The 19,340-nt window shown below is 74.5% G+C and carries 16 protein-coding genes and 1 pseudogene; 6 read left to right on the top strand and 11 right to left on the bottom strand.

Annotated features, from left to right (window positions below):
- Positions 1-24: 24 nt before the first annotated feature.
- A complete protein-coding gene (locus AB0G08_RS25810; protein WP_358092261.1) occupies positions 25-264 on the bottom strand; it encodes a winged helix-turn-helix domain-containing protein in 240 nt (79 codons plus the stop codon).
- A gap of 323 nt (positions 265-587) precedes the next feature.
- Between AB0G08_RS25810 and AB0G08_RS25805 the strand changes: the two genes are divergently transcribed.
- Both AB0G08_RS25805 and AB0G08_RS25800 read left to right on the top strand, forming a co-directional pair.
- Entirely contained in the window at positions 588-881 is a 294-nt protein-coding gene (locus AB0G08_RS25805) for a DivIVA domain-containing protein (protein WP_358092259.1), read from the top strand.
- A gap of 65 nt (positions 882-946) precedes the next feature.
- Positions 947-1,960 (top strand): ADP-ribosylglycohydrolase family protein, encoded by a 1,014-nt coding sequence (locus AB0G08_RS25800; RefSeq protein ID WP_358092257.1) that lies wholly within the window; start codon positions 947-949, stop codon positions 1,958-1,960.
- 159 nt (positions 1,961-2,119) lie between these two features.
- Here AB0G08_RS25800 and AB0G08_RS25795 read toward each other — a convergent pair whose 3' ends face one another.
- On the bottom strand, positions 2,120-2,713 hold the full coding sequence (locus tag AB0G08_RS25795; protein WP_358092255.1) for a hypothetical protein: 594 nt from the start codon (positions 2,711-2,713) through the stop codon (positions 2,120-2,122).
- Between the two features lie 143 nt (positions 2,714-2,856).
- Here AB0G08_RS25795 and AB0G08_RS25790 point away from each other — a divergent pair, with 143 nt between their 5' ends.
- A complete protein-coding gene (locus AB0G08_RS25790; RefSeq protein ID WP_358092253.1) occupies positions 2,857-3,345 on the top strand; it encodes a hypothetical protein in 489 nt (162 codons plus the stop codon).
- 26 nt (positions 3,346-3,371) lie between these two features.
- On the opposite strand, the gene AB0G08_RS25785 is transcribed toward AB0G08_RS25790, so the two are convergent.
- Both AB0G08_RS25785 and AB0G08_RS25780 read right to left on the bottom strand, forming a co-directional pair.
- The gene (locus AB0G08_RS25785) at positions 3,372-4,997 is read right to left on the bottom strand and encodes an anibiotic ABC transporter (RefSeq protein ID WP_358092251.1); all 1,626 of its coding nucleotides are present in this window, start codon (positions 4,995-4,997) and stop codon (positions 3,372-3,374) included.
- Positions 4,994-5,965, bottom strand: coding sequence for an ABC transporter ATP-binding protein (locus AB0G08_RS25780; RefSeq protein ID WP_358092249.1), 972 nt, complete (start codon positions 5,963-5,965; stop codon positions 4,994-4,996). The genes AB0G08_RS25785 and AB0G08_RS25780 overlap by 4 nt, the downstream gene beginning before the upstream one ends.
- Before the next feature lie 107 nt (positions 5,966-6,072).
- Here AB0G08_RS25780 and AB0G08_RS25775 point away from each other — a divergent pair, with 107 nt between their 5' ends.
- Positions 6,073-6,837 (top strand): TetR family transcriptional regulator, encoded by a 765-nt coding sequence (locus AB0G08_RS25775; protein WP_358092247.1) that lies wholly within the window; start codon positions 6,073-6,075, stop codon positions 6,835-6,837.
- Positions 6,838-6,882: 45 nt separating this feature from the next.
- Here the strand turns inward: AB0G08_RS25775 and AB0G08_RS25770 are convergent, their stop codons facing one another.
- A complete protein-coding gene (locus AB0G08_RS25770; RefSeq protein WP_358092291.1) occupies positions 6,883-8,676 on the bottom strand; it encodes an ABC transporter ATP-binding protein in 1,794 nt (597 codons plus the stop codon).
- 79 nt (positions 8,677-8,755) lie between these two features.
- On the opposite strand from AB0G08_RS25770, the gene AB0G08_RS25765 reads away from it, so the two are divergent.
- Positions 8,756-9,181 carry a MarR family winged helix-turn-helix transcriptional regulator gene (locus AB0G08_RS25765; RefSeq protein WP_358092245.1) on the top strand — a complete coding sequence of 142 codons (426 nt, stop codon included), beginning with the start codon at positions 8,756-8,758 and terminating at the stop codon, positions 9,179-9,181.
- 199 nt (positions 9,182-9,380) lie between these two features.
- A complete protein-coding gene (locus AB0G08_RS25760; RefSeq protein WP_358092243.1) occupies positions 9,381-11,165 on the top strand; it encodes an N-acetylglutaminylglutamine amidotransferase in 1,785 nt (594 codons plus the stop codon).
- 130 nt (positions 11,166-11,295) lie between these two features.
- On the opposite strand, the gene AB0G08_RS25755 is transcribed toward AB0G08_RS25760, so the two are convergent.
- The 6 genes and pseudogenes from AB0G08_RS25755 to AB0G08_RS25730 form a co-directional block, all read right to left on the bottom strand.
- Positions 11,296-12,429 carry a glutamate--cysteine ligase gene (locus tag AB0G08_RS25755; RefSeq protein ID WP_358092241.1) on the bottom strand — a complete coding sequence of 378 codons (1,134 nt, stop codon included), beginning with the start codon at positions 12,427-12,429 and terminating at the stop codon, positions 11,296-11,298.
- A 102-nt stretch (positions 12,430-12,531) separates the two neighbouring features.
- Positions 12,532-13,743, bottom strand: a complete 1,212-nt coding sequence (locus AB0G08_RS25750) for a sigma-70 family RNA polymerase sigma factor (RefSeq protein WP_358092239.1) — start codon at positions 13,741-13,743, stop codon at positions 12,532-12,534.
- Between the two features lie 2 nt (positions 13,744-13,745).
- Entirely contained in the window at positions 13,746-14,096 is a 351-nt protein-coding gene (locus AB0G08_RS25745) for a YciI family protein (RefSeq protein WP_358092237.1), read from the bottom strand.
- 117 nt (positions 14,097-14,213) lie between these two features.
- A complete protein-coding gene (locus AB0G08_RS25740; RefSeq protein WP_358092235.1) occupies positions 14,214-17,048 on the bottom strand; it encodes a hypothetical protein in 2,835 nt (944 codons plus the stop codon).
- A complete protein-coding gene (locus tag AB0G08_RS25735; protein ID WP_358092233.1) occupies positions 17,045-18,157 on the bottom strand; it encodes an AAA family ATPase in 1,113 nt (370 codons plus the stop codon). Before AB0G08_RS25735 ends, AB0G08_RS25740 begins: the two co-directional genes overlap by 4 nt.
- 14 nt (positions 18,158-18,171) lie before the next feature.
- A pseudogene (locus AB0G08_RS25730) lies at positions 18,172-19,239 on the bottom strand (VWA domain-containing protein); the annotation flags it as partial.
- Positions 19,240-19,340: the final 101 nt, after the last annotated feature.

Below are 19,340 nucleotides of genomic sequence, written 5' to 3'. Positions count from 1 at the left end.
GACCGACGGAGAGCGGTGCCCCGATCAGGGCTCGCGCATCCAGAGTTCGGGGTCGTTGACGAAGACGCCCTTGCCCTGGTGCCGCCAGATCACCCGCAGGGCTTCGAGCCGCACGTAGACCTGCTTGACGGTCGACGGGCTGACCTTGTGTGTCGTGGCGAGCTGCGTGATCGAGGGCAGCTTGTCCCCCGGCTTGAGCTTCTTCGCCCTGATGTCGGCGACGATCTCGTCGGCGATGCGGATGTAGTCGGCAGTGATCGGCATGACTCCCCCTGCGTGGCACGCCAATTCGATCACGCAACGACACCCTGCAACAACTCAACGTTTGACTCAGGTGACTGGGACAGCTAAGTTGAGAACCGCCTCTCCCCTTGCGTGGCAACAAGGAGCAGAGGCATTCCCCTGGTCGGGGCGGGTGTCCGTGCCCGTCCCGGCCCCGTCCGGCTGCTCTGCTGTCGTACCGCTGAATCGGGCTGCGGCGGCCGAGCGGGCGGGTCGTCCGCGGCCCCCTCGCGGACGACCCGCCCTTCCAGACCCCATCGCGCGGAGCCTGCGCGCTCCCGCCTGCCCCTCAAGAGAGGATCGTCGTGGCTCAGGTGTACCGAGGTGCTCAGCCCCATCCCGCCGGTTACCCGGGCCGGTTGACGCCGCACGAGGTGCGGACCCGCGAGTTCGCCGCGCGCCGGCGCGGCGTCGACCCCGTGGAGGTACGCGAGTTCCAGGCCCGGGTCTCCGACGAGCTGGCCATGCTCAACGAGACGGTACGGCTGCTCACCCAGGAGAACGACCGGATCAGGCGGGCGCTGCGCGACTGGCAGACCATGCACGCGCGGGAGTGCCGGCCGCCGGAGGAGCACCATCGCAACTCCGGTCACTGGTGACCGCGCGCCACTCCCCACCCCCGCCCCACCACGGCCCTGTGTCACCCGCTCCTATGCTGCACGGAATGACCAGGGTGACGGCGGAACAGCTCGCGACAGCTCGGGGCTGCGTGCTCGGGCTGATGCTCGGTGACGCCATCGGCGCGGCGGGCGGCACGGTGCCGGCGTCCGGGCCGCTGCGGGCGACCAGCGCCGGTCAGCTCGCCTGCTTCACCATGGACGGCCTGATCCGCGCCCACGTCCGGCACCGGCACCGGGGCATCTGCCACCCGCCGAGCGTGGTGTGGGAGTCGTACCGGAGCTGGGCCGCGATCCAGGGCGTTCCCGGCTTCGAGGTCGGCGGCGACAGCCAGCGGCCGGCGGGCTGGCTGGCGAAGGTGCCGGCGCTGGCGGAGCGACGCGGATCGGCGCCGGCGACGGCGGCGGCCCTGCAACGGCGGAAGATCGGCACGATCGACGACCCCAACGGCACGAGCACCGGGGCGCACGCGCTCACCCGGACCCTGCCGGTCGCCCTCTACCCGTGCGAGCCGGCCGAGATGGCCGCCCTCACGCACGCGGGTGACGCCGTGGCGGCGGCCGGGCTGGCCGGCGCGGTGATTCGGCTCCTCGCCGGGGGACACGGACTCGTCGAGGCCCTGGAGAGCGTGGCGCGGGACGCCGGGGACTGGTCCGAGGCGTCGGAGCGGTCGCTGGTGCCGGCCCTGGCCGCGGCCCGGTCGGGTCCCGCCGCGCTGCCGGAGCTGGCCCGCCTCGCACCCGACGCGAAGGCGGTTTCCGCGCTGGCCGGCGGCGTCTACACCACAGCCTGCTTCCCCGGGCGCGAGACGGTGCACGAGGCCCTTCTCTTCGCCGCCTCGGCCGGCGATGGCGGCCACGCCGCGACGGTGGCCGGCGCTCTGCTGGGTACGGCGCACGGGCCGGACGCGCTTCCGGTCGACTGGCTGTCCCGGTTGGAGCTGGCCTGGACGGCGGACACGCTGGCCCGCGACCTCGTCACCGAGCTTCAGGACAGCCCGTCGGGCGGCGAGTACTTCCCGCCGACCGACCCCTGGTGGCGGGCCCGCTACCCCGGCTGACGTCGGGTCGGGCACCCCCACCGGCCGTACGCGGACTGCGACGGCGGCCTGGGCGCCGGCGGGCGGCACGGCGACGAGCGTCTCGGCCACCACGATCCTGGTCCACCGGCCCGCCAACAGCCGACCGGACGACGAATGTCCTCCGGTCGCGACCGGCGCTCAGCCGGAGCCCTGTGTGGACGTCTCCGGCGTACGCACCGACGCCAAACTCGCGCGAATCTCGTCGAGCCTTGGTTCCAGCGCCTTGGCCTGGGCGACGGAACCGCCACGGACGCCGAGGCCGCCACGGGCCGCGCGGTAGAAGAAGTCCCGCGCCTCATTGGCCCGCTGCAGCAGGCCGGCGGGGTCGTCGCCCTGGCGGAGCCCGCGGGCGACCAGCTCGATCTCCCACACGGCGTCCCGCCACTCGCGTGCCGCCGACACCGTCGCCGCGTCCCCGAGCAGCAGGAGGCTCTCCCAGGTGAGCGTGCGCCGGACGTCCGCGTCGGCCAGTTGGGCGAGGCCTTCCTCCCGGCTCATCCGGTGCCCCCGCGAGTGGGGCCGCTCGTCGGCGAGCATCCGTACCGCGACGGCGTGAATCTCCTTGATCACCCGCGCGAACTCGACGTACGCGTCCAGCCGCCGGTCGTCCCAGCGAACGGACTGGTTCCGCTTCCACCGGGCGCGGTCGGCCACGGAGGTCGCAACGATCGTGCCGACGGTGCCGATGAGCACGCCGATGAGGGCGGGCAACTGCGCGACGATGCTTGCCATAGCTGGAGCCTGCCAGCCGGCGGCAACCGGGCTCCGCTCCACCACGCCGTAGGCCACGGGCTTGACCCTCAAGTGGATCGAGCCCGCAACCTGTGCGGCGAAAGCCCGATGGCCGCCCCCGGCCCCGACCCGCGAGGAGCACCATGGACACGATCGACGCCGACGAGGCCATGGCGAACGTGGGCCGCGCCCTCGCCCTGGGGCGGGCCGGCGACCGGAGCGCCGCACGCGACGCCCTGACCGAACTCTGGGACCGGGTCGGCGACACCGGGGACGCCCTGCACCGCTGCACCATCGCGCACCACCTGGCCGACCTTCAGGAGTCGGTCGCCGACGAGGTGACGTGGGACCGCCGCGCGCTGGCCGCCGTCGCCGACCTCAGCGACGAACGCGTCCAGCGGCACCACGCGTCGTTGCAGGTCCGTGCCCTCCTGCCGTCCCTGCACCTCAACCTCGCCGACGGGTACCGCCGTGCCGGTGACGTCGCACGCGCCCGGCACCATCTGACGATCGCGGCGCCCCTCGCCGCCGAGTTGCCGGACGACGGGTACGGCACGATGATCCGCGACGCGATCGCACGGGTGACCGGGCTGCTCGACACCGGATCGCGGGAACCGCTCGCCGCCCCGTGACACCACGCGGGCCGCCCCGCACCCGGTCAGCTCGGGACGTCGCGGCGGCGGAAGCCGGCCGTCCCGGCCGCCAGCAGCGCCGCCGCCACCGCCGTCAGCACGACCAGCGGCAGCGCCGCCGGGTCGACCGCCGGCGCCGACGGCACATGGGTGTACGGCGACAGGTTCAGCACCGCCTGCGGCAGGTCGAGCACCGCGCCGAGCTGCCCGAGCAGCAGGAACGCGATCAGCGCCGCCCAGGACAGCGCCACCGACCAGCGGGGCAGCAGCCCGAACAGCGCCGTCACCACCCCGACGACCACCAGCAGCGCCGGCATCCGCACCAGCGCCGCCCCGCCCAGCTCGACCGCCCGGCCGAGGGGGTCGCCGGCGACCAGGCCGTAGCCGAGCCCGGTGGTGAGCCCGCCCAGCAGCACCAGGGCGAGCGCGCCGAGCGCCGCCGCGACCACCTGGGTGGCCAGCCAGCGGGTGCGGCCGACCGCGGTGGCCAGCACCGCCTCCAGCACCCCGTCGGTCTCGTCGCCGCGCGTGCGCAGCAGCGCCTGCACGACGTACGCCCCGATGGTCAGCGCGAACAGCCCCAGCATCGCCGCCAGGTACGCGTCGATCAGCCGCGCGCCGCCGCCCATGGCGCTGATCGCCTCGGCGGCGGCCGGGTTCTCCTCGATCATGGCGTTGAACTCGTCGCCGGCGATGCCCATCGAGAACCCGAGCACCGCCACCCCGACCGCCCAGCCGAGCAACGCGCCGCGCTGCAACCGCCAGGCCAGCCCGGCGGGGCTGAGCAGCCCGGGCGCGGCGGTGGCCGGCCCGCGCCGGGGCGCGACGAGCCCGGCGCCGATGTCCCGCCGCTCGGCGAGGGCGTAGGCGCACGCCACCCCGGCGACCAGCAGCGCGACGGGCAGCGCCAGCACCCACCAGCGTTCGCCCCCGAAGGCGCGGACCTGGTTGCCCCAGCCGAGCGGCGAGAGCCAGGACGGCCAGGCGCTGACCACCCGCAGGCCGCCGTCGGTCTGCTCGCCCAGGACGTCACCGGCCGCGCGGAGCAGGAAGGCGATCCCGACGGCGGCGGCGGCGAGCGCGTTGGCGCCCCGGGAGGTGACCGACAGCTGCGCGGTGACGGCGGCGACGCCGGTGAACGCCACCCCGACGCCACCGACGGCGGCGGCCGCGGCGACGGACCCGGCGAGCGGCAGGCCGGCGCCGGCCAGGGCGGCGGCGAGCAGGACCGTGGCGGCCACGTTCGCCGTGACGACCACCAGCAGGGCGGCGGTGAGCAGCGCGTACCGGCCGACGACGGAGGCGCCGAGCAGCTCCGCCCGGCCGGTCTCCTCGTTCTGCCGGGTGTGCCGCACCACCGCGAAGGTGCTCAGCAGCGCGGCGAGCAGGGCCAGCGTCACGTACGTCTCGGCGACCACCACCGCGCCGAGGTCGGCGCCGACGATCGGCCCGTTGAACGCGCGGGCGACCAGGCTGGACGCCGAGGTGCTGGCGTACCCGACGCGGGCCGCCTCGTCCGGGTAGAAGCCCTTGACGCTGCCGGCGAGGGCGTAGCCGAGCAGGGGCGTGCCGAGCACCCAGACGGCGAGCCGGACCCGGTCGCGGCGCAGCACGAGCCGCGCGAGCCGCCCGGTGCCGGTGAACGCGCTCACCGGGCACCCGCCGGGCGGTCGGCGCCGGGGCGACGGCCGTCGGTCGGGCCCGCCGCCGGCGCGGAGGGGCCGGCCCCGACGGCGGGGCGCTCGTCGCCGTAGTGGCGCAGGAACAGCTCCTCCAGGGTGGGCGGGGCACTGGTCAGCGCGCGGACGCCGAAGCCGACGAGGTGCCCGAGCAGTTCGTCGAGGTGGACGGGCTCGACCTCCAGGTGGGTGCGCCCGTCGACCTCGCGGACCTCGTGGACGCCGGGCAGGGCGTCCAGGCCCGTCGCCGGTCGCGCGGTCTCCACCGTCACCGCCGTACGCGTCAGGTGGCGCAGCTCGGTCAGGGTGCCGGACTCGACGGTGCGGCCTTCGCGGATGATGCTGACCCGGTCGCAGAGCGCCTCGACCTCGGCCAGCACGTGGCTGGAGAGCAGGACGGTGGCGCCGTCGCGCGTGAGCTGCCGGACCTCGTCCTGGAACACGGCCTCCATCAGCGGGTCGAGCCCGGAGGTCGGCTCGTCGAGCACGTAGAGCTCGACGTTCGAGGCGAAGGCGGCGACGATGGCGACCTTCTGCCGGTTGCCCTTCGAGTAGGTGCGGCACTTGCGCGTCGGGTCGAGGTCGAAGCGCTCCAGCAGAGCGTCGCGGCGACGCCGGTCGAGGCCGCCGCGCAGCTGGCCGAAGAGGTCGATGGCCTCGCCGCCGGAGAGGTTGGGCCACAGGTTCACGTCGCCGGGCACGTACGCCAGGCGGCGGTGCAGGGCGACCGCGTCCCGCCAGGGGTCGGCGTCGAACACCCGCACGTCGCCCGCGTCGCGGCGCAGCAGGCCGAGCAGGACGCGGATGGTGGTGGACTTGCCGGAGCCGTTGGGGCCGAGGAAGCCGTGCACCTCCCCCGCCCCGACCCGCAGGTCGAGCCCGTCGAGCGCGCGGACGCTGCCGAATGTCTTGACCAGGTCCTCGATGGAGATGACGGGCATGAGCCCTCCTGCCGCTGGTGGTGCCGACGACCCCACTGTACTGACCGCCGGTCAGCCGAATCAACGGTGTCGCCTGCCACCGGTCAGTCGCGGCTAGGCTTGCCGCCATGACCGTCGAGGCGCCCGACGACACGCGTACCCGGATCCTGCGCGCCGCGCTCGACCTGTTCGCCGAGCACGGCTACCAGCGCACGCCGCTGCGGCAGATCGGCGAGCGGCTGCGGCTGACCAAGGCCGCGATCCTCTACCACTTCCCCACCAAGGAGCACCTGCTCACCGCCCTGATCGAGCCGCTGGTGTCCGACCTGGAGGCGCTGCTCGACACGGCCGAGGCGGGGCCGGCCGAGCGAGCCCGCTGGGCGGTGCTGGAGGGCTGGGTCGAGACGATGCTGACCCATCGCCGCCCGCTCGGCATGCTCTTCCACGACATCGCGCTGATCACCCGGGGCGACACCTTCCACCGTCTGATGCGGATCGCGATGCGGGCCAACGACCTGATCGCCGGGGTGGACGCGGGGCGCCGGGAGCGGGTGCGGGCGGTGCAGGCGGTCGCCATGTGCAGCGACCCGATCGTCTTCTTCGCCGACGTGCCGGACGAGGTGCTGCGGGCCGACATGCTCGACGGGGTACGCCGCCTGCTCGGCGACCCGGCCGGCACCGGCCCGGCCGGCGCCTCCGGACCGGTTGGCGACACGGGCACGGCGGGGGTTCGGCGCCGGCCGGGGCGGCCACGGGCGATGGGCCCGGAGCAGGTCGAGACGGCCCGGCGGATGCACGCCGAGGGCAGCCACTCGGCGAACGAGATCGCCGCCGCGCTCGGGGTCTCCCGGGCCACCCTCTACCGCCACCTCGACCCGGCCGGCGCGGAATAATGAGACGGATATTGCGACGGTTTTGAGACGGCGGCGGTGCCCCCGTCAGGCGGCGAGGGTGGCGTAGCGGCCGGCGCGCTCCAGCAGGCCGTCGTGGCTGCCGGACTCCACGATGCGGCCGTGGTCGAGCACGGCGATCCGGTCCGCGTTGCGCACAGTGGAGAGCCGGTGCGCGATGGTGATGGTGGTGCGGCCCCGGGCCACCTCGTCGAACGCGCGCTGCACGGCGCGTTCGGTCTCGGTGTCCAGCGCGCTCGTGGCCTCGTCGAGGATCAGGATGCGCGGGTCGCGCAGCAGCGTACGGGCGATCGCGAGGCGCTGCTTCTCGCCGCCGGAGAAGCGGTGGCCCCGTGAGCCGACGACCGTGTCGTACCCGTCGGGCAGCCCGGCGATCAGGTCGTGGATCTGGGCGGCGCGGGCGGCGGCTTCGATCTCGGCGTCGGTAGCGTCCTGACGGGCGTAGCGCAGGTTCTCCCGCACGGTGGTGTGCAGCAGGTACGTCTCCTGGCTGACCACGCCGACGATCGCGGCCAGGTCGGCCAGGCGCAGGTCGCGCAGGTCGACGCCGTCGACGGTGATCCGGCCGCTTGTCGGGTCGTGCAGCCGGCTGACGAGCGCGGCGAGGGTGCTCTTGCCGGAGCCGGTCTCGCCGACCAGGGCCAGGCCAGTGCCGGCCGGCACGTCGAGGGTGATCCCCGCGACGGCGGCGGTGTCGCTGCCCGGGTAGCGGAAGGTGACGTCGGTGAGGCGCAGCTCGCCCCGGACCCGGCGGGGGTCGACGTCGACCGGCTCGGCGGGGTCGTCCACCTCGACCGGCAGGTCCAGGTACTCGAAGATCCGGGCGAACAGCGCCAGCGAGGCGGTCACCGAGACGCCCACGTTGAGCAGGCCCATCAGCGGGCGGAACAGCCCGCCCTGCAACGCGGTGAAGGCGACCAGGGTGCCGATGCTGAGCGTGCCGGCGGCGCCGGGCAGGCCGGCGCTGAGGTAGATGACGGCCGGGATGGCAGCGAAGACGACGCTCATCGTGGCCATCCGCCAGCGGCCGGCGAGTTCGGAGCGCAGCTCCAGATCGACCAGACGGGCCGACGAGGCGGCGAAGCGCGCGGCCAGGGCGGGGCCGGTGCCGAGGGTCTTGGCCAGGTGCACGCCGCTGACCGAGAGCCCCTCGTCGACCGTGACGTTGAGGTCGGCGAGCTCGCGCTGGCGCTGCGCGGTGATCTCGCGGCGCAGGTGGGCGACCCGGCGGGTCAGCCAGATGGCCGGCGGCAGCACGACGAGGGAGACCAGGGAGAGCCGCCAGGAGAGCGCGACCATCGCCGCCGCGGTGGCGACCACGGTGGTCAGGTTGGCCGCGATCGAGGTGGCGGTCGAGGTGACCACGCTCTGCATGCCGCCGATGTCGTTGGTGATCCGGGACTGCACCTCGCCGGTGCGGGTGCGGGTGAAGAACGCCAGCGACTGCCGTTGCAGGTGGGTGAAGACGTCGGTGCGCAGCCGGTGCATGACCTGCTGGCCGACCCGGGTGGAGATCCAGGTCTGCGCCACGCCCAGCACCGAGGTCACGGCGGCGACCGCGACCATGCCGGCCACCAGCCGGACCAGCAGCGCCAGGTCGCGCTCCGGCAGGGCCCGGTCGATCACGGCGCGGAGCAGGAAGGGAGAGGCCATGGCGAGCACAGAGGAGACCACGATGATCGCGGTGACGGCGGCGAGCGCTGCCCGGTGCCGGGCGAAGAGCGCGCCGATGCGCCGCAGCGACACCTGGCGCGCCTGCTCCTTCTCGGCGGCGCTGACCTTGCGGGGGCCGCGGTCGCGGCCGGAGGGGACGGGTTCCAAGGGATACTTCCTCACGTAGACAATGCTGAGGTTACCTCAACATGAGGGAGCAACAGCTTCCGCTGCTACGGTATTCCCCGTGACGGCAGACACCGACAGCACCGAGGACGGCCTGGCCGAGGCGTTCCGGGCGGTGACCCGGCGGCTGCGCCACCGCACGGGCGAGGCGCTCGCACCCTGGGACGTGACGCCCGGCCAGTCCCGGGCGCTCGGCATGCTGCTCCGGCACGGCGCGCTGCGGCTCAGCGCGCTCGCCGAGCACCTGCGCATCGCCCCGCGCTCGGCCACCGAGGTCGTGGACGACCTCGAGGCGCGCGGGCTCGTGCGGCGCCGGCCCGACCCGGCGGACCGGCGCGCCACCCTGGTCACGCCGACCGAGGAGGGCACGCGCGCCGGCGCCGCCATCCACGCCGCCCGCCGGGCCGCCGCCGAGGAGCTGTTCGGCCGACTCGCACCCGCCGACCGGGAACAGCTCGCCCGCATCCTGCGTACGCTGCGCGACTGACCGGCCGCCCGCGACCCGGCGCCCGCCGACGCCCGCGACCGGGCACGGCCGGGGTTTGCCGCCCCCGGTGACGGGTAGCCCAGCCGCCCGTCCTGCCGACGGGACCGGACCCCCTCCAAGCGGACGGTCCGGCACCTTCGACGCCGACAGGAGTGGTGACGGTGGGTCCGGTGCCCCGGAAGTCCGGTGGCCGCTGACGATGTGCGGCATCAGCGGCGAGGCCAGGTTCGACGGATCGACGCCGGACGCCGACGCGGTGAGGCGGATGAGCGAGGCGATGCGCTCCCGCGGCCCCGACGGCGAGGGCCTCTTCAACGACGGCTGGGTGACCCTCGGGCACCGTCGGCTCACCGTCATCGACCTCACCGAGGCCGGCGCCCAGCCGATGGTCCGGGAGGACCTCGGGTTGGCGCTGATCTTCAACGGCTGCGTCTACAACTACCCCCAGCTGCGCGAGGAGCTGCGCGACGCCGGCCACACCTTCCACTCCACCAGCGACACCGAGGTCGTCCTGGTGGCCTACGCGCAGTGGGGCGAGGACTTCGTCGCGCACCTGGTCGGCATGTTCGCCGTCGTGCTGGTGGACCGCCGGCGGCGTCGGCTGGTGCTCGCCCGCGACCGGCTCGGCATCAAGCCGCTCTACCTCGCGGAGTCACCCGGCCGGCTGCGCTTCGCCTCCACCCTGCCGGCCCTGCTGCGCGCCGGCGACGTGGACACCACGATCGACCCCGTGGCGCTGCACCACTACCTCTCCTGGCACTCCATCGTGCCGGCGCCCCGGACCGTCCTGCGCGGGGTGCGCAAGCTCCCCCCGGCCACCGTGCGCGTCGTCGAGGCCGACGGGCGCAGCCGCCAGCACGTCTACTGGCGGCCCGACTACACCCGGGACCCCGCCCACGCCGGCATGGACGCCGGGGACTGGCGGGCCGCCGTCGGGGAGGCGCTGCGCGAGGCGGTACGACGGCGGCTCGTCGCCGACGTCCCCGTCGGCGTGCTGCTCTCCGGCGGCCTGGACTCCAGCATGATCGTGGCCCTGCTCGCCGAGGCCGGGCAGCAGCACCTGCAGACCTTCAGCATCGGCTTCGACAGCCGCGGCGGCGAGGCCGGCGACGAGTTCCACTACTCCGACCTGGTCGCCCGCGCCTTCGGCACCGACCACCACCGCATCCGGCTCGCCGACGACGACCTCGTCCCGGCGGTACGGCGCACCGTCCACGCGATGACCGAGCCGATGGGCAGCCACGACGTGGTCGCCTTCCACCTGCTCTCCGAGCAGGTGGCCCGGCACGTCAAGGTGGCCCAGTCCGGCCAGGGCGCCGACGAGGTCTTCGCCGGCTACGGCTACCACCAGCCCCTCGCGCGGGTGCCCCGCGACGGCGCGGCGGCGGCCTTCGCCGACGCGTTCTTCGACCGGGACCACGCCGAGCTGAACCGGGTGGTCGACCCGGCGTACGCCTGCGACCGTGACGCCAGCCGCGAGCTGCTCGCGGCGGACCTGGCCGCGCCCGGCGCGGAGACCGCGCTGGACGCGGTGCTGCGCCTGGACACCCACCTGATGCTCCCCGACGACCCGGTCAAGCGGGTGGACAGCATGAGCATGGCCTGGGGACTGGAGGTGCGCACCCCGTTCCTCGACCAGGATCTGGTCGCCCTGGCGGCGGCCTGCCCGCCCGAGCACAAGGTGGCCGACGGCGGCAAGGGCGTGCTCAAGGAGGTGGCCCGCCGGGTGCTACCCGCCGAGGTCGTCGACCGGCCGAAGGGCTACTTCCCGGTGCCGGCGCTGCGCAACGTCGACGGACCGGTGCGCCAGCTCGTCGCCGAGGCCCTCGCCGCCCCCGCCGCCCGCGAGCGGGGCCTGTTCCGCCGCGAGTACGTCGCCGAGCTGCTGGCCGAGCCGGACCGCGCGCAGGCCGCCGCCGGCAGCAACAAGCTCTGGCAGCTCGGCCTGCTGGAACTCTGGCTCCAGTCCCACGACGTCCGCTGACCGCCCCCGGCACCGCCGCGCCGAAAGCCGGCCGAGGGCCGAGCGGGGGCCTGCCGGGGGCCTGCGGCGACGGTCCGCGTACCGTCCCGACGGGTTCGGGCAAGTGGCCGGGTGCCGACGGCGGGAGGGCTCAGCCGGCGCGGGTCTCGGCGGCCAGGTGGTCCAGGACGGCGCGCACGTCGTCGCCGGTACGCGCCATGACGCGGCGCTGCCGGGTGGCGCCGTTGCCGTCCCGGCGCAGCCGCACCAGCTGGTCGCGTACGTAGTCGAGGTCGCCGTGCCGGGCCAGGGCCGGCGCGACCGTGTCGACGAGTTCGCCGACCAGGTCCCAGGCGGGACGGGCGACGCCGGCGCGCAGGTCGATCAGGTCGCCCTCCAGCCCGTCGTGGGCGGCCCGCCAGTGCGCGGCGGAGACCAGGCAGTCCCGGATCCGTCGGGCGGGGACCCCGGCGCGGACGTCGTCGGCCATCGTCGCGACGAGCGCGCGGACCAGCCCGGCGACCAGCACGGTGTCGTCCACAGCCGGGCAGACGTCGCCCACCCGCACCTCCACCGTGGGGTACGCGGCCGACGGGCGCGCGTACCAGTAGACCATCGCCGCGTCGAGCATGATCCCGGCGTTGATCAGCTCCGCCACCGTCGCCTCGTAGTCGGCGACCGACTCGAAGTGCGGGGTCGGCCCGATGCTGGGCCAGCGTTCCAGCTGCATGGAGCGCCAACTGGCGTGTCCGGTGTCCCGGCCGTCGTGCAGCGGCGAGTTGGCGGTGATCGCCTGCACCACCGGCAGCCACGGACGCAGGTGGTTGCAGACCTGGACGGCCAGTTCGCGGTCGGGCATCCCGACGTGCACGTGGCAGCCGCAGACGGCCGGGTCGTGCGCGACCGGCCCGAACCGCCGGGACATGGCGTGGTAGCGCGGTTTGTCCGGCACCGTCCGGTGCGGCTCGTGCACGGGCGTGGCACCGACCGCGACGAGCCGGGCCCCGGCGGCCTCGGCGGCGTCGCCGGCGGAGCGGCGCAGCGCCACCAGGTGCGCGCGCAGCTCGGCCAGGTCGGCGGTGACCGGCGTGACCATCTCCACCATGCTGTGCCGGAACTCCTGGCGGCTCTGGTCCCGCGCGCTGCCGGACAGGGCGGTGAGCACCCGGTCGGCGACCGGCAGGCTCTCCCCGGTCCGCGGGTCGAGCAGGAGGTACTCCTCCTCGACCCCGAGCGTCAACGTGGTCGGGTCGGAAGCGGTGGCAACTGCCGGACGGTACGTCATGGGCGCTCGGCGTCCGTTCGTCGGGCGGCGCGCCGGGCGCCGCGCTGCCGGACGACCCGGGTTCCCGGCCCGCCGCACGGGCAAACGCGCAGGACGAGGGCGTCATCCGCCCGTCAGCGTCGACGTCGCCCGCGCGGCCAGAAAGGCGCGTTCGGCCGCGTTGTCCGTCCGCTCGGCGGCCGTCCGGTACGCCTGCGCCGCCTCCCCCGCCCGGCCCAGCCGCCGCAGCAGGTCCGCCCGGACGGCGTGGAACACGTGGTAGCCGGCCAGGTCGAGGCGCTCGACGGCGGCCAGCGCCGCGGCCGGCCCGGCCACCTCGGCGAGCGCGACGGCCCGGTTCAGCGCCACCACCGGCCCGGGGGCGTACGCGGTGAGCTGGTCGTACAACGTGAGGATCTGTGCCCAGTCGGTGCCGGCGGTGTCGGGCGCGTCGCTGTGCACGGCGGCGATCGCGGCCTGGATCTGGTACGGCCCGGGCCGGTCGCGGCGCAGGCAGCGGCGGACGAGGGCCTGCCCCTCGGCGACGAGCCCGGCGTCCCACCGGCGGCGGTCCTGCTCGGGCAGCGGCACCAGCGCGCCGTCGGCCGTGGTGCGGGCGGGGCGGCGCGCCTCGGTGAGCAGCATCAGCGCCAGCAGCCCCAGCGCCTCCGGCTCATCCGGCATGAGCTCCACCAGCAGCCGGCCCAGCCGGATCGCCTCGGCGCACAGGTCGTCGCGGACGAGCCGGTCGCCGGAGCTGGCGGTGTGCCCCTCGGTGAAGATCAGGTAGAGCACGGCCAGCACGGCGGAGAGCCGGTCGGGCAGGTCGGCGTCGCCGGGCACCCGGTACGGGATCCCGGCGTCGCGGATCTTGGCCTTGGCGCGGACGATCCGCTGGGCCATGGTCGCTTCCGACACCAGGAACGCGCGGGCGATCTCGGCGGTGCCCAGCCCGCCCAGCAGCCGCAGGGTCAGCGCGACCCGGGCGGCGGGGCCGAGCGCCGGATGGCAGCAGGTGAAGATCAGGCGGAGCCGGTCGTCGCGCACGGGTCCCTCCTCGGCCGGTACGTCGCGGACGTGCAGCAGGGCCGCCTGGGCGTGCCGGTCGGCGCGGGAGGCCTCCCGCCGCAGCCGGTCGACGGCCCGGTTCCGGGCGGTGGTGATGATCCAGCCGGCCGGGCTGGGCGGCGGCCCGGTCTCGGGCCACCGCGCCACCGCCACCGTGAACGCCTCCTGCACCGCCTCCTCGGCGAGGTCGATGTCGCCGAGGAGGCGGACCAGGACGGCGACCGCGCGGCCGTACTCCGCGCGGAACACCGCCTCCACGTCGGGCAAGGTCAGTCCTCGCCCTGGAAGGGGCGCACCTCGATCGGCAGGGTGGTGGCGAGCGCGTACCGGCGGCCCCAGGCCAGCGCGGCGTCGAGGTCGGGCGCCCGGAGGATGGTGAAGCCGCCGAGGTACTCCTTGCCCTCGACGAACGGCCCGTCGGTGACCAGCACCTCGCCGTCGGACGGCCGCAGCACGGTCGCCGTGTCCGGAGCGTGCAGCCCCTGGCCGAACACCCAGCAGCCGGCCGCCTCCAGCTCCTCCCGGATGGCGCCCAGCTCGCGCATCACCCCGGCCAGGAACTCCGGGTCGGGCGTCCCCTCGCCGTCGGGGTGGTAGATGCTGAGCAGGTACTGCCTCATGGCCTCTCCTCGCGTCGGCGGCCGGCGGAACCGCCGGCCTCTCATCCTCCACACGAACGGAGCGGGCCCGGATCGACGACCCGCCGGAAATCCGTCCGCCGACGGACGGATCCCCGGTCAGCGCGGGGTCGCCGCCAGCAGGTCGGCCACGGCGTCGACGGTCTCCGGGTGCGCGGCCAGTAGGGCGGTCAGCCCGGCGGGGACGACGGTGGCGGTGGCGCCCGGCTCGCGCCAGCCGCCGTCGCAGCCGAGCAGCGCGGCGACGGCGTCCACGCTCTGCGGGTGGGCCGCCAGCAGGGAGGACACCGGCCCGGACACCACGGCGGGGACCGCCGGCGCCGGCGGTGCCGCCGAGGCCGACCACGGCGGCACCCAGGCGTCCAGCGCGGCCAGTGAACCGGGGAACGTACGCCCCGCCTCCCGCACCAGCAGCGGCACCAGCTCCGCGCCGTGCTCGCGCAGGGTGGTGATCAGCGTGGGCAGCCAGGGCAGCAGGACCGGGTCGGGCAGCCGGGCGAACGCGGACGACATCACCTCCACGACGAACGGGGCGAGCCCCGGCACCGGCTCCAGGGCCTGCACGAAGCCGCTGAGGTACTGCGGGAAGGCGGGCACCACCAGCGGGTTGGCGAGCAGCGCGGCACACCGCTCGCGCAACTCGGCCAGGGGCAGCAGGCCCAGCTGGTGCCGGGCGGCCCAGAGCAGCGCCACCTTGGCCGGCACCTCCGGGTGGGACTGTGCGACGGCGAGTTCGAGCTGGGACCGGTCGCAGCCCAGGGAGAGCGCCAGGCTCTCCATGCTGAACAGGAAGCCCAGCATGGCGCCGACCTGGCGCACGCCGCTCTCCTCGTCGAGGAAGGCGCTGGGCAGCAGGGTGCAGTAGTGCGCGTACCCGGTGGTCACGAACGCCTCGCACCAGGCCGGCAGCGGCCCGGTGGCGCGGTGGTGGGCCAGCAGCCGCCGGATCCGGCGCAGCACCTCGGGGGCGTCGTCGACGGTGCGTTCGGCGGCGAGCAGCTCCACCGCCCGGGTGCCCAGCTCGTCGACCAGGCGCGGGCTGTCGAGCAGCCGGATGGCGTCCTCGACGGCCTCCAGCGCGACCGAGGCCGTCGCGTTCGGGCCCCGGACGGCGCGGCGCAGGCGCTGCTCCAGCACCTGCTCGACGGTCACTCCCTCGTAGCCCAGCTCGATGAGCGCCCGTTGGCTGCGGCCGAGGGCCAGGTCCCAGCTCTCCTGGATCGAGCGGTGCCCCAACCGGCGCTCGCCCATGATGGGCCGGACCGCGTCGCGGGGCAGCAGGTGCCGCAGCCGCCACAGCAGGTCCGAGCAGGGCACCAGCTCGGGGTTGGCCCGAAGGTCCACCAGGGCCCGCTGGATCGTGCGCTTCTCCAGGTCCAGCCCGAGCGGGCCGAGCCGGTCGTGGACGTCGCGGGCGAGCGGCGGAAGGGCCTCGTAGCCCACCTGACCGACCCGGTCGCCCCCGAAGAGGATCTCGCAGAGCCGGCGGACGTCCCGGCGGCCCGGGACGACGTCCTTCTCGATGCAGGTGACCGCCGCGTCGGCGAAGTCGTACGGCGTGGGGCGGGCGCGGTTGCGCAGGCCGGCGAGGAGGATCGACGTCTCGAAGACGGCGATCGCGTCGGCGGTGCTGGCCAGGTAGCCGTTGCGCCGGGCCAGCCGGACGATGTCGACGCACCAGCCCCGCAGCTCCGCCTCGTCCAGGCCCTGCGCCACCGGCGGCGCCGCCAGGTATCCCGAGAGCCGGTCGGCGACTTCGGCGGCGGGCCCGGGGGCCGGGGTGGCGCGGCGACGCCCGCTGCCGCGGGTCCGGCCGCCGCGCTGCCCCTCCAGCCGGAACGGGCTCAGCCCGGTGCGGGCGACCGCCTTGGTCCAGGTGGCGGCGGCGATCGACACCGAGCCGGGGGCGAGGCCGAACTGCGCCTCGATGGCGGAGTGGCTGGACGGGATGAGCCCGTAGTGCCACCGGGTGCCGGTGCGCGGGCCGACCTCGAACGGGGCGTCGGCGGCCAACCCGAACTGCTCCACCCGGCTGGCGGCGTGGAACGCGCCGCAGACGTAGAGGCAGTCGGCGGGATCGGCCCCGGAGGCGGCGAGGTGCTGCCGCATCCGGGTCCACATGTGGCGCTCGCGGTCCTCGTCTCGGTCCTGCCGCTCCGACCCGGCCGGGCGCAGCCGCCGGAACAGGCTGCCGATCAGCACCATCACCTGCCGGTAGGTGTCGTGGTCGGCGTCGGCCAGCGGCTGTTCGACGTACTGGTCCCACCACTCCGACCAGTGCCGGACCTTGCCGTGGTGCAGCAGGTACGCCTCCAGCTCCGCGAAGCGGGGCCGCAGGTCGCCGATCTCGACCCCGACGGCGTCGCCGTGCAGGGCCGCCTCCTCCCCCGCCGGCGCGGCGGCCTCGACGTCCCCGCCGGACGGGGCCTCGTCGACGGTGCCGGGCGGGCGGGGCAGCCACTGGAAGACGTGGTCGGTCGAGCGGTCCACCAGCACCAGCTCGACGCCCGGCGTCTCCAGCGCGTACGCGATGGCCTGGTATTCGGCGCTGGCCTCGGTGATCGGCGCGACCACGCTGAGCGGCCCCCAGTCGGCCGGAAAGCCGTCCAGCTCCGAGGCGAACGCCTGCACGGCCACCGGGAGGCGGCAGTTGCGCAGCTCGCCCAGCAGCGGCTGGAGGTCCTCGCAGAGCTCCAGGTAGATCACCTTCGGCTGCTTCGCGCGGAGCCTGCGGACCATGGCCAGCGCGGACGACGGGGAGTGGTGGCAGACCGGGAAGATCTCCAGTTCCTCGGCGAGGGCACGGTCGACGTCGTCGACCATGCCGGCCAGGATCTCCGCGACGGCACCCGAGCTGCCGGCGAAGGCGCTGGCGGCGGCGGTCAGCTGCTCCCGCAGCGCGCCGAACGGCCCGGCCGTGGTCGGGGCGGTCACGACAGGGCGGCGATCGCCTGGCGGCCGCCGTCCAGGAAGCCCTCCCAGGGGCCCCCGTCCTGCTTGGCCCGCGGCTCGACCACCCCGTGCAGGTACTTGTTGAGGATCGCCAGGTCCTCCGGGCTGCGGCGGGCCAGCGAGCCCACCAGCGACCCGGCCAGCGTCGCGGCGCGCAGGGTGCGGTCGCCGAAGAACTGGCTGTGCAGGATGGCGTCCTCCAGGACACCGATCTGCTCGGCAGTGGACAGCGCCGACTCCAGCTTCTCGTCGTCGCTGGTCGCCGAGGATGCGGCGGCGCGCAGGTCGGCGAAGCTCTGCAACAGGATGTCCAGCAGGGTGGGCGGCACGTCGAGCGTGATCTGGTGCCGGCGCAGCAGTTCCTCCGTGCGGAAGCGGACGATCTCCGCCTCGCTGCGCTTGTTGGTCACCACGGGGATCCGGACGAAGTTGAACCGCCGCTTGAGCGCGGAGGAGAGGTCGTTCACGCCCCGGTCCCGGCTGTTCGCGGTGGCGATGATCGAGAAGCCCGGCTTGGCGAAGACGATGTTGTCGTGGTCCAGCTCCGGGATGGAGACGTACTTCTCCGACAGGATCGAGATCAGCGCGTCCTGCACGTCGCTGGTGGAGCGGGTCAGCTCCTCGAACCGGCCGATGGTGCCCTGCTCCATCGCCGTCATGATGGGCGAGGGGATCATGGACTCCCGGGACTGTCCCCGGGCGATGACCATGGAGACGTTCCACGAGTACTTGATATGGTCCTCGGTGGTGCCGGCGGTGCCCTGGACCACGAGGGTCGAGTTGCGGCTGACGGCGGCGGCCAGCAGCTCGGCCAGCCAGCTCTTGCCGGTGCCCGGGTCGCCGATCAGCAGCAGGCCCCGGTCCGATGCCAGGGTGACGATGCTGCGTTCGACGAACGTGCGGTCGCCGAACCACTTCTGCGGGATCTCCCGGTCGAGCCCGTCGGCCCGTTCCGAGCCGAGGATGAACAGTCGGACCATCCGCGGGCTCAGCCGCCACGAGAACGGCTTTGGGTCGGTGTCGACCGACTCCAGGAAGTCGAGTTCCTCGGCGTACTTGACCTCGGCGGGGGCGCGGAGCATCTCGGACATGAGGGGTTGTTCTCCTAGGTGAGGAAGCTCTTGAGCTCGAAGACGAGTTTGCGGATGTGGCCGGAGATGACCGGCGTGCCCAGGTCCTTGAAGCGCTGCCGGAACCAGGGGTTGACGCTCTGCTGGCCCGAGCTGTTGACCGAGCCGACCGGGATGAAGCGCACCCCGGAGCGGTGCACCGCCTCGATGCCGTCGAACAACGGCTGGGAGCGGTCGAACTCGTAGAAGTCCGAGATCCACACCATGACCGTGTTCCTCGGCTCGACGATCTTCGGGCGGGCCAGCGCCATGGCGACCGGGCCGTCGTTGCCGCCGCCCAGCTTGGTGCGCAGCAGCACCTCGAACGGGTCGTGCACCCACGGCGTCAGGTCCAGCGCCCGCGTGTCGTACGCGATCAGGTGCACGTCCACCTTGGGCAGGCCGGCGAAGATCGACGCGAGGATGGTGCAGTTGACCATCGAGTCGACCATCGAGCCCGACTGGTCCACCACCACGATCAGCCGGGCCGGGGTGACCCGGCGGGCGGTCTGCCGGTAGTAGAGCCGGTCGACGTAGAGGCGCTCGTCCTCCGGGCTCCAGTTGGTCAGGTTCTGCCAGATGGTGCGGTCGAGGTCGAGGTTGCGGTAGACCCGCTTCGGCGGCACGGACCGGTCGACGACGCCGACGCTGGTCTGCGCGACCTGGGTGCGCAGCACCTCGGCGACCTCGTCGACGAACCGGCGGATGAGCGCCTTGGCGTTGGCCAGGGCCACCCCGGAGAGGTTGGACTTGTCCCGCAGCAGCTGCTCGATCAGCGACATGCTCGGCGTCAGCCGGCTGGCCAGCACCGGATCGGCCAGCACCTCCCGCAGGTGCATCCGGCGGACCAGGTCGCCCTCGAGGCCGGCCAGCACCTTGCCCAGGCCGTCGCCGCCCTGCCGGCGCAGCCCGCCGGGTTCCATCCCGAGGGCCTGCTCGAACCAGCCGGCGTCGGACTGCCACCGGGCCAGCTGGCCGGCGTCGACCGCCCCGTGGCCGGTGGCGAACACGTTGAGCAGCAGCTTCGACACCAGCGCGGCGCGGCGTACCTCGGCGGCACCCGGCGGCCCGTCGCCACCGGACCCGCCGGCGGAATCGGATCCCGGGACGCCCCCGCCCCCGGGGACCCCCGGGACCCCCCCCCCCGCGGCCCCCCCGCGAGACG

Origin of the sequence: Micromonospora sp. NPDC023644 (genome assembly GCF_040640115.1) — a bacterium.
Lineage (GTDB): Bacteria > Actinomycetota > Actinomycetes > Mycobacteriales > Micromonosporaceae > Micromonospora.
Note: the sequence above shows the minus strand (reverse complement) of the source record. Positions and strands in the feature narration are given on the sequence as shown.